Raw genomic sequence first — 13,259 nt, forward strand, 5'->3', positions numbered from 1 at the left:
TCGGGGTGCAGGGCACCGTTGAAAGCGAAGTTCCGCCGCACCGGCGGAGCCAGTACTGGCAGGCGGCCATCCTTCTCAGTGAGGCTCATGGAGCAAGCGTCATGCCGGATGTGGGAAAAAGACAGGGTCCTTCGGCAGTTAGCGGTCACCGCCTGCCGGGCCAGTGACAACCGGTTCGGCAGGCGGTTGTTGGTCAGGCGTTGGTTCTGCGCTTCAGCCAGCCCCATACGCCGGTTGCGACGAAGAGGACCAGGCCGATAATGGCGAGCCAGATAAGGCCCTTCACCACGAACCCGACGATGGACAGGATGAGCCAGATGACAAGAAGTCCGATGATGATTCCCATGGGCCCACTCTAAGCGGGTCTGGCTGGAATGGATTGGGCATCAACCAGCGTTTCGCGGACCCGTCTGCAGTTCGGGAGACACAAACTCATGTGGCTTCTAGTGGCTGGCCGGCAGTACAGTGCCGGCCCGCTCGCCGACCTTGCCCTCGGCGGTGCGCCGGTCCTGCATTCTGTGCGCACCCGGCAACCAACATCAGTGATGCCCTGCCATGGTCCATCCCGTTGTCCTGCCCGATACCATGCCCCCCAATGATCGCTGCCGTCAGGGGTGTGCGTTGACCATCTTCGAACGGATAAAATCCTGGTCCTCGCGGGAAACCAAGGCCTGGCCGTGCTGCCCGGTCGCAAGGTCCTCTCCGCACTCCTTGGAGATTACCGAGGTGATAGTCCGTGGGAGCACCTGGCATCCAGGATTATCGAGCAGCCACTTCTGCGTGGCGTGGTCAAGGTTGTCCCAGCGATCTTTGAGGTTCATAAGCTGATGCAGTCTCCGTGATTGAGGCCGAGTGGCGCGGGCCCCTTTGCCCGCACCAATGACCTAGTCAACTGGAACCCTGTCCCGGCCGACAGGGACTAAAGTCCCGGCTCCTGATTTGGTGCCGCTGCGATTTCCTTGTGTTCCTGCCTAGGCTGTGGACGACCTCGAGGAACTGGTGGGAGACCTCAAGGCTCCATCTGCCGGCTGGCGGAACTTCGGCACGATTGTCAGGAGCCTATGTGACCCACTGCTGTCAGGAGATGTAGGAGCCGCTGGGGCTCCAGTGGATGACGCCGCCTTGGTAGTTCTGGGCAACACTCCCGTCATTTCCCGTGGCATACTCGTCGCTTGTCGGGTAGCCCAGGCGTCCCGATTCGAACCCTGTGGAGGCCCAGATGGAGCGGATGCCGCCGACGGACATGTGAGCTCCTGAGGCAGGCGACCAGATGATGGCGCCGCCCTGGTAGTTCTGGTAGACGCCGCCGTCACGGAGCCCTCCGACTTCGTCGCTGACCGGGTATCCCAGTCGGCCGCTCTCAAACCCGGAGGCCGCCCATTCGCCGCGAATAGCTCCTGTTGAGATGTGTGCTCCCGTGGTTGGCGACCAGATGATGGCTCCGCCCTGATAGTTCTGGTAGACGCCGCCACCACGGAGGCCACCGACCTCGTTCGTTACGGGGTAGCCCAGGCGGCCGTTCTCGAAACCCGTGGCTGCCCAGAGGCCGCGGATGGACCCCACCGAGACATGCGCTCCGGTGGCCGGTGACCAGATGATGGCTCCGCCCTGATAGTTCTGATACACGCCCCCGTCCCGCAGCCCAGCGACTTCATCGGTCACCGGGTACCCGAGGCCACCGTTCTCAAATCCGGTCTCTGCCCAGACGCCGCGGATCGCGCCGGTTGAGACATGCGCCCCGGACGCCGGCGAGTAGAGGATGCATCCGTGCTCGAAGCACTGGTACCCGCCGTTGTCCCTGAGCCCGTAGACCTCTCCGGTGGCAGCCGCCCCAAGGGCGCCATTCAGGGACGCTGCCTTCACGGCAATCGGCGTCTGCGGGGCCGGAAAGACGACGGCGGCCGAGGCATCGATCAGGCCGGCGCCGCAGCCTCCTGAGCAGGGTCCTGGAAGGGGCCTGGCCGTTGCCTTGAGCTTCGCTTCGATCCTGGCTGGTGTCAGGGAGGCATCAGCTGCCTTCATCAGGGCGCCAACCGAAGCCGCCATCGGCGAGGCCATGGACGTACCCATCAGGTAGCCGTAGGCCTCTGCGCCGGGGATGGTTGTTCCGGCGTTGTAGGTGGAGAGGATTCCGGCTCCTGTGTCACCTCCCGGGGCCATGACGTCGACCGCGGTGCCGAAATTTGAGTACGAGGCCCTGGCCCCGGTCTGGCTGGTGGCGCCGACCGTGATGACGTTGTTGCAGTTGGCCGGTGCGTTGTTTGCGGCGGGCTGGTTCTCGTTTCCGGCAGCCACGAAGACAGAGGAGCCGCGGCCGATGGCCCCGTCGATGGCAGCCTGCAGGGTGGACGGGCAGGCGGACGTTCCGCCGACGCTCAGGTTGATGGTTTTCGCGGGGTTGGCGTTGGCGGGAACGCCGCTGACGGTTCCTCCGGAAGCCCATGTGATGCCATCGGACACGTCCGACAGGTAGCCCCCGCAGTCACCAAGTGCACGTATCGGCTCGATCTTCACGCCGGGAGCCGCGCCGCTGACTCCCTCAGCGTTATTGGCGATGGCGGCGATAATCCCTGCGACGTGGGTTCCGTGCCAGGAAGAGTTAATGGATGAGGTTGAACCGCAGGCACCTGGGGCCTGGTAGTCGCCCGGGTCTGAGGCGTCTGCGTCCCTGCCGTCGCCGTCACCCGAAGACGTCGCGTCGGCGATCATGTCGTAGCCCGCAATGACGTTCGCGTTAAGATCGCTGTGCGCCGTGATGCCGGTGTCGATCACCGCCACGATTTGCGCGGCCCCCGTGGTTTTATCCCAGACCGACGGGACCCGGATCCCCACGTTGGGATCGGACAGAGCCCACTGTTTGGAGTAGTAGGTGTCGTTGGGTGTGAACGACGGATGCATGAGGACGTCGGGCTCCACAGATGCAACCGTGTCATCCGCGGCGATGCTGTCCAGCACGCGCCGGGACTCCTCCACGGAGAGCTTTCGGCCTGCTTTGACCACCTTGGCATCACTGGCTGTTACTTTGATCTCCCTGACGCGGATGGAGGCAGCGCTGGAAACCTTCGCGTAGGTCTTCTCCCGTTCTGCGGTGCTGCCGGCAACGGAGGGCTTGAACTTCACGATGAACTGGTCGGTGGACAGCTGGGCGTCCGACGATTTCGCTGCTGTCGAGGGGCCGGGCAGGACCGGCTTGCCTGCTGCCTCGGCGGCCGGGGCAATGGCAGAGCCGGCAACCATGGCGGCCAGGACCAGCCCTACGGCCCTGTTGTACGTGCGTCCTTTGGTCATGCCAGTCCTCATGCGCAGATTCACTTCCGTTGGCCTCCCAGATCCACCAGCGAGCTTACTAAGGCTTGTACCCGATTTCAGGACCACATAAGCAACAGGCGCCCGGGGGCGCAGGATTAGGTTCTGCTGCGCCTTTCGTTCTGGGTCAACTCCGGCCAGCTATTCCCACGTAGCAACTTCCGATTCGATCTGGACACTAACGCTCAGCCTACTTACCTTTAATCCGTGACCGTGATGCGCCTGTTGGCCCTCCTGGGACCCGGGGGCGAGGGGGCATACCAGAGGAACGGAAATCAACATAAGGAGAGCATCATGCCCAAAGTACGTGACATCATGACCGGCGGTGTTGAATGCATCGGGGAAAACGAAACGCTGGAGGCCGCCGCCCGGAAGATGAAGGAGCTGGACGTTGGAGCCCTGCCAATCTGCGGTGAGGACAACCGCCTCAAGGGCATGGTCACTGACCGCGACATCGTCATCAAGTGCTTCGCCGAGGGTGGTGACCCGCGCACGGCAAAGGCCGGCGACTTTGGTCAAGGCAAGCCTGTGACCGTGGGAGCGGATGACTCAATCGAGGAAGCCATCAGGACCATGCAGGATCACCAGGTGCGCCGGCTGCCGGTTATCGACGGTCATGATCTGGTCGGCATCCTCACCCAGGCAGATGTCGCCAGGAACTACCCGGAGGACCGGGTTGGGGAACTCGTCGAACTCATCTCGTTCTACTAAGCCCCGCGGAGCGCAGCTGCAACCACGCAAACTGCCGCAGCCCGCAAACCGTGGAGCTAAGGAGATTCGAACTCCTGACCTCTTCGATGCGAACGAAGCGCTCTACCAACTGAGCTATAGCCCCGGAAGCGGCTGAACCCTGCATTGTGAGCCAGGGTGCCTAACCGGTGTCCCTAGGCTACAAATTTTCCCGGCCCAATGCCAATTGACACACTGATCAGCCGCGCGGAAGCTGCGGGCCGCCGTCGGGCCTCTATGCGCGGCGGCGCTGAAGAACGTCGTCGAGGTTGCTCAGCGCGCTCTGCCCCTTGGCCAGCTGCTGGTCACCCAGCTGCTCTGCTTCCGCGGCCTCTGCTGCCTGGACCCCGGCAGCCCCCTTCTTCAGGGACGGCTTGCCAACCGCCTTGGGCGCGTCAGGAAGTTCCAGCGGCTGGGGCTCAGGGCGCTTCGCCTTGGCGGCCTCCACGTAAACGGGCTTGGGGACTTCCACGGGCTCCCAGGGGGTTCCCGCCGGAGTGGCCGGAGCCGCCTGTGCAGCACTGGTGTCACCGGCAGCCACAGCGACGGCGAGGGCCGCTTCACGGAGCTCAACAGCCGTCAGCCGCTTGATTTTGGCCTCGCCTGCCTCGGCGTCGAAAAGCGGGCTCTCCGGCCTGGCCGGCGCAGCCTCAGGCTTCGGCGGAATCGCTTCACGCATCTCCGGACGGCGCGCAGGTGCACTCATGGCGGAGCGGAACGCCGCATCGACTTTTGCTTTACGGTCCCGGACGGCGAGGAAACGCAGCAACGCTACAGAACCAACGGTCAGCACCGTACATAGGAGCGGAAGGGCGGCCGTACCAATGCCGAACGCTGCCAGGACACCCGAGATGAACGCAGTCACCAGGGAGAGCAGCCCCACAAGGGCCAACGCGGTCCGCCCATAGCGGATGCGGAACTGGGCCGGAGGCGGGGTGCTGGCGGTGCCGGCACCGGATGCCGGGCTCTTCCTGGTTTCCATGGCTTTCTCCTGCTGGGCGGCGACGTTCAAGACCAGGCCGGTGGGCGGTTCCGGCCCCTCATCGGCGGGGGCGTCTGCCCGGAATTCGCCGGCGGGCTGGAACTGGTGCCTGCGGTTCCGGAGGACGTAAGGGGCAACCCAAACAATCCAGAGCGCGACGGCAACCACAAGGATCACTGAGCTGCTAAGGGGGAAGTCCACACTCAAAACCGTATGAGCATCATGCCTGCTCAGGCCGCATTACGGGCGGTGTGTCGTCCCGCCACCGGCAAACCGTCTGATTTATGACCGGCGCGAGGCCAGCCAGGGACCCAGCAGGCCCTCCGGGACTTCTTCGGCGGTGAGGGCGAACGATCGGTGGTCCGCCCATTGGCCATTTATGTGCAGGAAGCGGGGCCGGTACCCCTCGTCCCGGAAACCCAGCTTCTCCACCACCCGCAGGCTGGGCCCGTTTTCAGGCCGGATGTTGATTTCCATCCGGTGCAGGCCAAGGGCACGGAAGCAGTGGTCGGTCACCAGCGCCACGGAGGTGGGGGCTATCCCCCGCCCTGCCCGCGCCTGGTCCACCCAGTATCCAAGGGTCGCCATCATGGCCGAACCCCAGACAATCGAGGACACGGTCAGCTGGCCCACAATGGCGGGGCTCCTGAGCCCCGGCCGCCACTCGGTAATGAGGAAGGGCAGTGCCGTGGCCTGGGCGGCCTGCGCTTTGAGCGACCGGACCATGTGCCGGTAATCCGGCAGCCCCCCGGATGGATCGGGGTTGGAGGCCTCCCAAGGCTGCAGCCACTCGCTGTTCCGAGAGCGCACCTCCATCCATTCCTGTTTGTCGCGGTACCGGATTGGCCGCAGGACCAGATCGCCGCACTCGAGCGTGACCGGCCAGATGGGACCACTGCGCATGGCGCTACCGGGAAAGGTCCGCGGTGAAACCCGGCAGCCATTCGCGCAGGCCCGGGCCCAGGTCGTCGCTGTCGATGGCGAGCTGTATGCAGGCCTTGAGGTAGCTGAGTTTGTCGCCCGTGTCGTAGCGCCGACCCCGGAAGACGACGCCGTACACCCCATGCCCCGCACCGTCACCGGACGCAAGTTCCTGGAGGGCATCCGTCAACTGGATCTCCCCGCCCCGCCCCGGCTCTGTGTGTTCAAGGACCCCGAACACGGCTGGGTGCAGGACGTAGCGCCCAATCAGGGCCAGGTTGGACGGCGCTTCCTCCGGGGAAGGCTTCTCCACCAGGCGGTTGACGCGGACGTAGTCTTCCCCGTCGATCTCCTGGATGTCGGCGCATCCGTAGGCACTGATCTGCGAGGGTTCCACTTCGATGAGGGCGACGACGGACCCTCCCGTTTTCGCCTGCACGTCGATCATGGTGCTGAGCAGTTCGTCGCGGGCGTCAATCAGGTCATCGCCCAGCAGGACGGCGAACGCTTCGTCGCCCACGTGCTGTTTTGCGCGGAGCACCGCATGGCCCAGGCCGTGGGGGTCGCCTTGCCGGACATAGTGGATGTCGCCAAGCTGGCTGGCTGCCTGGATGGACGCAAGCTTCTCCGTGTCCCCTTTGTCCTGGAGGGTGGACTCAAGGGACGGAACACGGTCAAAGTGGTCTTCCAGGGCCCGCTTGTTCCGGCCCGTAATCATCAGTACGTCGTGGAGGCCCACGTGGACAGCTTCCTCCACCACGTACTGGATGGCAGGCTTGTCAACGACGGGAAGCATTTCCTTGGGCATGGCTTTGGTGGCAGGCAGGAACCTGGTGCCCAGGCCCGCGGCGGGAATGACGGCTTTGCGGACTCTGGGGTTACTGGTGTTCACCGGACTAATCTAACGTCAGTCAAGCATTTCAGTAACCACCGGCGCGGCAGGCCCGCATGCGGGGCTTGAAAAGTCCCCGGAACACCGGCCAATGCAGGAAGGACACCATGCTGCAGGAGACCGACGCGGTCAAGGACGACATCAGGGCGGCGCACCGGCGTCGACGGGCAGCCCTTACGCCGGCGCAGCTGGAAGCGGCGGGGGCGGCGCTGGCTGCCCATGGGAAAGAATGGGCAAGGACGGTCACCGGGGATCGCCCTGGTATTGCCTGCGTGTACCTGGGCGTGGGACATGAACCGCCCACCCTGCCCCTGATTAACGCCCTGCATCACAGCGGGCACCAAGTGCTGCTTCCCGTGTGCGAGCCCGGCCGGGAATTGAGCTGGGTGTTTTGGACACCGGACACCGGCTTCGAACGCAGCAAATATGCACCAATACTGGAACCCGCTGGGCAGCGGCACGGTCCGGACACAGCCGGCGGTGCAGCAATGCTTTTCATTCCGGCCACCGCGGTGGACCTCGCCGGCAACAGGATCGGCCAAGGCGGCGGGTACTACGACAAGTTCTTGGGGCACCTCGCCACGGCAGGGAAGGAAATTCCACTGGCCGCTGTTATCTACGACGATGAACTGCTGCCCGCCGGCCGGATTCCGGCCGAGGAGTTCGACCGGCCGGTCCCGGCCGTCCTGGCTCCGTCCGGCTACCGGCCCTTGGCGGGCAGCGCCTAAGCCCGGACCGTCCGGACGCAGTGATAGAATTAGCACTCAGGCCCTGCGACTGCTAATGGTTTACCCACGGCAGCACGGGACCTCTCGTTTGCCCAAGAGGAGGAGCACCAGTGCCAACATATGCTTACGCCTGCAAGGATTGCGGCCACGCCTTCGACATTGTCCAGTCGTTCTCGGACAGCAGCCTGACGTCCTGCCCTGAATGCCAGGGCACGCTGCGCAAAAAGTTCAACAGCGTCGGTGTCGTCTTCAAGGGCTCGGGCTTTTACCGCACCGACTCGCGCGATTCCAAGGGCAGCTCCGTCTCTCCCGCACCGGCCGCGGCTCCGGCCACGCCTGCCGCCGCCCCCGCCGCTTCGGCGCCGGCCGCTGCTGCCGCCAGCTAAGCAACCAAGTCTTTACGACGACGGTCTTTACGACCGCGGCCGGGCGCTTCCCACGCAGGTTCAAGCAGCGTCCGGCCGCCTTTGTCCACATAGCAGCCGTCCTGGCTCCCCTGCCGTGGCGGCAGCAATTAGCGTGGGCGCATGCCCATACTCCCCCGCCGCCGCCGTGACAGCCTCCGGTTTCCCGGGAACACCCACAGTGCCGCCAGCGCGCATCAGCTCGGGCGCCGGCCCGGAAACCGCCCACTGCATTCCCGGTTTGCCGGCTGGCTAAGCCGCAACCGGCGCCTCGCGGCGGCACTGCTTTTATGCGCAGCTGCAGCAATCGCCGTCCAGCAGCTCACTCCTGCCCCGCTCTCCACTGTGACTGCGCTGGCCGCCGCCCGGGACCTGCCCGCCGGAACCGCTGTAACAGCGGCCGATCTGGACCGCGTCCAGGTGCCTCCCGGAATGGTAGCCGACGGCTTCCTCCGGGACGGCGCCGCAGCCACGGGCAAGCAGCTTGCGGCTCCGCTCCGGAAGGGCCAGCTCCTCACCGATGCCCAGCTGCTGGGCCCCGGGCTCCTGGCAGGGACGCCGCCCGGTTCGGCGGCGGTTCCCCTGCGCATGGCAGATGCCTCGTCCATCCAGCTGGTCTCCCCCGGCCAGCTGGTCAACGTGGTGCTGACATCCGCCAATGGGTTCGACCAGCAGGGTCCCTCCGAAGTGTTGGCGTCGGCCGTCCCCGTGCTGTGGACCTCGAACAAGGGCGGCCAGACCGGACAATGGCTGGGCACCACAGAGACGGATGGGCTGATCGTCGTGGCAGCCACAGCGGAACAGTCATCACGCCTAGCCGGGGCCTCAACCCAAGGCAGGCTGTTCTTCGTTCTGGTGGGGCAGCCATGATCCGCGGCGCCGCTGGAATGCGGTGGTCAGCCCCAGTGCGGCGGCTTCTGTTCCTTCAGCCAGGTGTCGTGGTCGTCCTCGCGGTCACCCCAGCTGCGTGCGTCGTCCTCTGCCGCCTTACTGGGGAGAATCTCCCCAGTACCGCCCGACCCTGCCTTGGCGGCGGTGGGATCAGCGGGAACGGCAGCTGCTGCTCCGGTCCCGGGCTTGTCCTGGCTGTCGGTCCCGGCCTGGTTGTCGTTCCCGGTCTGGTTGTCGTTCCCGGTCTGGTCGTTTTCGTTCTGGTCGTTTTCGTTCTGGCGCATATCTTCCTCGGGCCTCTCGTTCCCAGGCCTGTCTTCTGTTGTCATCGCATCTGTTTCCCCCGGATGCTGGACCCGCCTGCCTTGGCTGCCCTCTTCCTGCCGGCGGCTTCCATCACTGTTTCGGCTTACACCAGCCTCGGATGGCAGGTAGGAGACACCGGGAGAGGGCGTCCCGTCGATTCCATGAAGCGCGTGGTTGAAGTCGTCGTCCAGGAACCCGGTGGAGGACGGACTCCGTCCCGGGAGCACCATTTTCTCAAGGCCAAGATACCCCGCAATGCGGTCGGCGCAGGAGGATGGGTCTGTGAAAACCTCAATGGTCCACAACGGCATGTACCGCCATCCCAGGCGTTCAAGCAGTTGCGGCCGCAGCCTGCTGCGCTCACGCACGCTCATGGTGCGGTACTGCGCGGTGCCATCGGACTCGATGGCTACGGGCCGCGGGAGGTCGATGTCGTCCTGGCCCATGGTGTTCAGGGGGTCCGCCGCGGCAACCACGTCGATGGCGCCGTCGTACTGGTGCCAGACCCTGGCGCCACGGGCCCGCAGCCTGTCCCCCAGATCGGCCACCAGCGGATCCGCTCCCAGCGCCTGTTCACTGGCCGCGGCACGGGATGCGGGCGTGCCCAGATCTGTGTTGCCGGAAATTTCCCGGTCCAGCAGCGTGTAGAGGTCAACCGCCCCGTGCGTGAGCCGGGTCTGGTCCAGGTCCTCCGGCCGGAAGCAGGTGAGGACGTGCATGGAACGCCGCGCCCGGGTCATCGCCAGGGCAAATTTCTCCCGGCCGCCCTCGGCGGACAGCGGTCCGAAGTTGTGGAGTGCCCGGCCGTGCGGGGTCCGCCCGAAACCCGGCGAGAAAATGACGTGATCGCGGACCAGTCCCTGCGCTCGTTCCAGGTCCACCACCCGGAAGGACTCCGGGCCGGCGCCAAAGAAACCGGCCAGGCCCGGCTGGTTGGACAGCTGGAGCCTGATGGATTCACCAATCCTGGCAGCGTGCCGGAGGCTGGCGGTAACCACGGCCAGCGAGGTCCGGGGACGGAGGCGGGCGTGTTCGAAGACCAGTTCCACCACCCGGTTGACTTCGGCAACCACGGACTCGACACCCTCATGGTCGGCACTGGGAAGGCCGGTGCCGTCGGGCAGGTACTCCACCAGCAGTGACCGGTCCAGCCCCGTGGCTGACTGGCCTTCGGGCAGCCGGCGCAGGCCGCCGTCGTAAAAGTTCTTGCTCAGCTGAAGGACCAGGTCCTCATCCACTGCCCGGTACACCACGTTGAGCCGCCATACCGGAAGCACGGCGGAGAGCGCGGTGAAGGCACTCTCCACCCGCTGGTGGGCGGACTCTCCCGGCGCCAGCCGCTCCACCCCAACGGTGAAGGTCCGCGGCGTGGCAATGCGCGAATCGCCGAAGGCGATGATCTGCCGGGCACGCGCGATCGACGGCAGGACGGCCTGCAGGGACGTCGCTTCCGCATCGAGGATCACGACGGCGTCGAAATGCTGTTCAGCCGGAAGCAGGCCCGTCATCAGGTACGGGCTCACGGACCATACCGGAACCAGTGTGCCGATCAGGTCCGGAGCCTGCGCGGTCAGGGCCGGCAGGGACACCCGTCCGTCCTTGAGCAGGCTGCGCAGCAGATCGGCCTGGCGCGGCTGGGCGGCGATGGCGGTCCGCCACCGCTCGGCCAGGTCCCACCGCAGGCGGGCGGCGCCGCTGGCGATGTGCGCGTTGTCCGCCAGCCGGTACTCCGCTTCAAGCTGCCGCAGTGCATCGCCGTCCGACATGGCCAGGTAGTCGTCACCGCTGATCATTGCCTCAAGGGCCGACTGCCACCAGGCGAGCTCCAGTTCTGCGGCTACGGACCCTTCGGGGACTTCCCGTTCGGCGAGATCGGCAAGGAGTTCGCCCAGGCCGTGTTCGCGCATGTTCTCGATGAGGAGTGTGCGTTCGGGCAGGGTCTTGAGCGTATCGCTGTCTGCCACCAAGCGCTCCAGGCGTTCCATCAGCCGCGCGTAGGGAACGGTGGACAGCGACCCGCCGCCCTCCGTATGCTGCAGCGCCTCGCCCAACTGTGCCAGCTCCTGGTCCAGGGACCGGTACATGGCGTTCATTTCGGCCAGGCCGGAGGGAACGGCGGGGTGCCGCTGGGTGGTGGCGTACCCCGCCCACAGGGCACGCTGTTCCTGGACCAGCACCAGGGATGAGTGCAGGTCTGCGATGTGGACACCCGGGCGGACGTATTCCTTGGCTACCCGGCGCAGCCTGGAGCGCTGCATGGCCGTCAGCTCGATACCGCGCTCACGCCGCCAGGAAGAAGGGGCAGTGGCGGAAATAAGGTCCGTCACCGGCCGGTCGAAGATGTCCGGGGTGAACTTGTCCAGGCTTCCACGGACGGCGACCAGCAGTTCCAGCTGCTCGCCCCACTCGGCGAATGACTCGCCCAGGCGGATTTCGGCGTGCTCCGCAACGGCGTCCATGCGGTCCCTCAGGAGGGGAAGGCTCTTGGCGACGGAGCGGACCAGGTCCTGGGCTTCCTCGGTTTCCTTGCGCGTCAACAGCCGGGCCCCGTGCCAGGGGCTGGTGGTGGCCGCTTTGCTGAAGCTGCCCAGTTCCGCGGCGCGCTTGAGCCTGCCGGCCAGTTCCTCGCGGTCCCGGATGCTGTCCAGCACGCTGCGCTTGAGCCTGACGGTGGTGGCCGGCGCAGGATGGATGGAGGTGAGCTCGGCCAGTGACTGCATGGCCTGGTAGGGCGAGCAGCCCCAACGCTCGCGGACGTTGTGGAGCGACGCCACGTGGTCCATGAGCGCGTGCCGGTGCTCGACCAGGGTGTTGTGGAGGTTCCCGAGCTGCGGTTCCAGTGACTTTTCGTTCCGCACAATGGCCCGGACCAGCTGGCCTTTCAGCTGCTGCGCGGTGACGTTTCCGGTGAGCTGGAACAGGATGGACTCCAGCCCCAGCGACTCGAGGTGCCCGGAGACCTCGTTGAGGCTGGCGCGGCGGTCGCCCACCACCAGTACTGTCTTGCCGGCGTCCACCAGGGCACCGATGGTGTTGATGGCCGTCTGGGTCTGGCCGGTGCCGGGCGGGCTGCTGACAACCAGGGAGTCCCCGGCCCGGGCCGCGTCGATGACGTACTGCTGGTCAGTGTCCGCATCCAGCAGCAGCAGTTCGTCCTTGGGATCCCTGTTGTCCAGGTGGGGGAAGCGGGACGGGTCGGGCTGGTCGACGTCCACCATTTCGCCGCCGGCGGCAGTGGCCAGCGCGGACACCACGGGATGGGAGTCGTTGATCCAGGGGTCGTCGAGGTTGCCGGAGAGGTCGGCGAAGGTGGAAACGAGCAGGTTGTGCTGGGTTTCCGCTCCGTGGATGGGCCGGATCAGTGTAGCCAGCCGGTCCAGGACAGGCTGGGGGTCGAACCGGGCGGTGCTGTAGGCGAGGCGGGTGACGGCGTTGACGTCGAAGACGATTCCGTGGATGTTCTTCAGGTGCCGCACCAGGGCGGGGTTGATGTGCGCCTGCTCCGTGAGCTGCAGTTCGAAGTCGTCCTCCCCCGGCCGCACGGTGAGGGAAATGGCGGTCAGCATGACCGGGGCGGACACCCGCTGGGGTTTGCCGCCGACGGCGGAGGTCCACACCACGGTGCCCGCGGACAGGTATCCGGCATCGATGCCGCGGTCGTTGGCGAGCTCGAAGATTTTGGACCGGATGTTGCGAGAAGCACGGGCGGCCACCACATACTGCTGCCTGTCACGGATCAGCGTGGACAGGCGTGTGCGGCGCCCGGCCATGAGCTGGGCGAGCCCGGAGGGGTGCGCCGATGTCAGGTCGATGGAGCCTTCGGGCGTCTTGGTGAAGCGCAGCATCGTGTCCGCGCCGGTGACGGGTTTAAGCCCTGACAGCCATTTACGAAGCTCTTCCGAGCCTTCCGGGTGGCCTTGACCAACTGACACTTCTGCCTTCTTTTCTGCGTTTGCACGTGACGTCCTGGACCATACCGGCATAGATTCGAGAGTAGCCGGTCCGGCGCCGGACTTGAGAGACCGCAACACTGGAGCACGGGAAATTGCCGAAGGATTCGTCCGGGAAAAGCAGTGGCCGGCCCCCGCTGGCGGAGGCCG

Annotated in this window: 11 protein-coding genes and 1 tRNA gene; 4 read left to right on the plus strand and 8 right to left on the minus strand. The window is 65.7% G+C overall.

The annotated features are described in order from the left end of the window. Nucleotides 1-193 precede the first annotated feature (193 nt). The 3 genes from FBY36_RS02125 to FBY36_RS02135 form a co-directional block, all read right to left on the minus strand. Complete coding sequence (locus FBY36_RS02125; protein ID WP_110541234.1) at nt 194-346, minus strand: LPXTG cell wall anchor domain-containing protein; 153 nt, start codon at nt 344-346, stop codon at nt 194-196. Between the two features lie 262 nt (nt 347-608). Beyond that, on the minus strand, nt 609-821 hold the full coding sequence (locus FBY36_RS02130) for a hypothetical protein (RefSeq protein WP_142117121.1): 213 nt from the start codon (nt 819-821) through the stop codon (nt 609-611). Nucleotides 822-1,077: 256 nt separating this feature from the next. After that, entirely contained in the window at nt 1,078-3,288 is a 2,211-nt protein-coding gene (locus tag FBY36_RS02135) for a S8 family serine peptidase (RefSeq protein ID WP_160141865.1), read from the minus strand. Between the two features lie 312 nt (nt 3,289-3,600). On the opposite strand from FBY36_RS02135, the gene FBY36_RS02140 reads away from it, so the two are divergent. Beyond that, complete coding sequence (locus tag FBY36_RS02140; protein WP_142117123.1) at nt 3,601-4,017, plus strand: CBS domain-containing protein; 417 nt, start codon at nt 3,601-3,603, stop codon at nt 4,015-4,017. 51 nt (nt 4,018-4,068) lie between these two features. Here FBY36_RS02140 and FBY36_RS02145 read toward each other — a convergent pair. From FBY36_RS02145 to galU, 4 genes are all read right to left on the minus strand, one after another. After that, nucleotides 4,069-4,141 (minus strand) — tRNA-Ala (locus FBY36_RS02145). Between the two features lie 129 nt (nt 4,142-4,270). Continuing rightward, nucleotides 4,271-5,194, minus strand: coding sequence for a hypothetical protein (locus FBY36_RS02150; RefSeq protein ID WP_142122440.1), 924 nt, complete (start codon nt 5,192-5,194; stop codon nt 4,271-4,273). Between the two features lie 105 nt (nt 5,195-5,299). Then, the gene (locus FBY36_RS02155; protein ID WP_142117124.1) at nt 5,300-5,920 is read right to left on the minus strand and encodes a GNAT family N-acetyltransferase; all 621 of its coding nucleotides are present in this window, start codon (nt 5,918-5,920) and stop codon (nt 5,300-5,302) included. Nucleotides 5,921-5,924: 4 nt separating this feature from the next. Next, nucleotides 5,925-6,830 (minus strand): UTP--glucose-1-phosphate uridylyltransferase GalU, encoded by a 906-nt coding sequence (gene galU / locus FBY36_RS02160; protein WP_142117126.1) that lies wholly within the window; start codon nt 6,828-6,830, stop codon nt 5,925-5,927. A 107-nt stretch (nt 6,831-6,937) separates the two neighbouring features. On the opposite strand from galU, the gene FBY36_RS02165 reads away from it, so the two are divergent. The 3 genes from FBY36_RS02165 (at nt 6,938) to cpaB (ending at nt 8,832) form a co-directional block, all read left to right on the plus strand. Continuing rightward, nucleotides 6,938-7,558, plus strand: a complete 621-nt coding sequence (locus FBY36_RS02165) for a 5-formyltetrahydrofolate cyclo-ligase (protein WP_142117127.1) — start codon at nt 6,938-6,940, stop codon at nt 7,556-7,558. Nucleotides 7,559-7,668: 110 nt separating this feature from the next. Further along, nucleotides 7,669-7,944 (plus strand): FmdB family zinc ribbon protein, encoded by a 276-nt coding sequence (locus FBY36_RS02170; RefSeq protein ID WP_142117128.1) that lies wholly within the window; start codon nt 7,669-7,671, stop codon nt 7,942-7,944. 141 nt (nt 7,945-8,085) lie between these two features. Beyond that, a complete protein-coding gene (gene cpaB / locus FBY36_RS02175) occupies nt 8,086-8,832 on the plus strand; it encodes a Flp pilus assembly protein CpaB (protein ID WP_200830416.1) in 747 nt (248 codons plus the stop codon). Between the two features lie 26 nt (nt 8,833-8,858). Here the strand turns inward: cpaB and FBY36_RS02180 are convergent, their stop codons facing one another. Continuing rightward, nucleotides 8,859-13,142, minus strand: a complete 4,284-nt coding sequence (locus FBY36_RS02180; protein ID WP_142117129.1) for a DUF4011 domain-containing protein — start codon at nt 13,140-13,142, stop codon at nt 8,859-8,861. Nucleotides 13,143-13,259 lie beyond the last annotated feature (117 nt).

It is taken from the genome of Arthrobacter sp. SLBN-122 (genome assembly GCF_006715165.1).
Classification (GTDB): Bacteria; Actinomycetota; Actinomycetes; order Actinomycetales; family Micrococcaceae; genus Arthrobacter.

Bases quoted from the DNA above. Each gene is read 5' to 3' on its own strand.
- FBY36_RS02125 (WP_110541234.1), bottom strand. From the start codon at position 346: ATGGGAATCATCATCGGACTTCTTGTCATCTGGCTCATCCTGTCCATC.
- FBY36_RS02130 (WP_142117121.1), bottom strand. From the start codon at position 821: ATGAACCTCAAAGATCGCTGGGACAACCTTGACCACGCCACGCAGAAG.
- FBY36_RS02135 (WP_160141865.1), bottom strand. From the start codon at position 3,288: ATGACCAAAGGACGCACGTACAACAGGGCCGTAGGGCTGGTCCTGGCC.
- FBY36_RS02140 (WP_142117123.1), top strand. From the start codon at position 3,601: ATGCCCAAAGTACGTGACATCATGACCGGCGGTGTTGAATGCATCGGG.
- FBY36_RS02155 (WP_142117124.1), bottom strand. From the start codon at position 5,920: ATGCGCAGTGGTCCCATCTGGCCGGTCACGCTCGAGTGCGGCGATCTG.
- FBY36_RS02165 (WP_142117127.1), top strand. From the start codon at position 6,938: ATGCTGCAGGAGACCGACGCGGTCAAGGACGACATCAGGGCGGCGCAC.
- cpaB (WP_200830416.1), top strand. From the start codon at position 8,086: ATGCCCATACTCCCCCGCCGCCGCCGTGACAGCCTCCGGTTTCCCGGG.
- FBY36_RS02180 (WP_142117129.1), bottom strand. From the start codon at position 13,142: ATGCCGGTATGGTCCAGGACGTCACGTGCAAACGCAGAAAAGAAGGCA.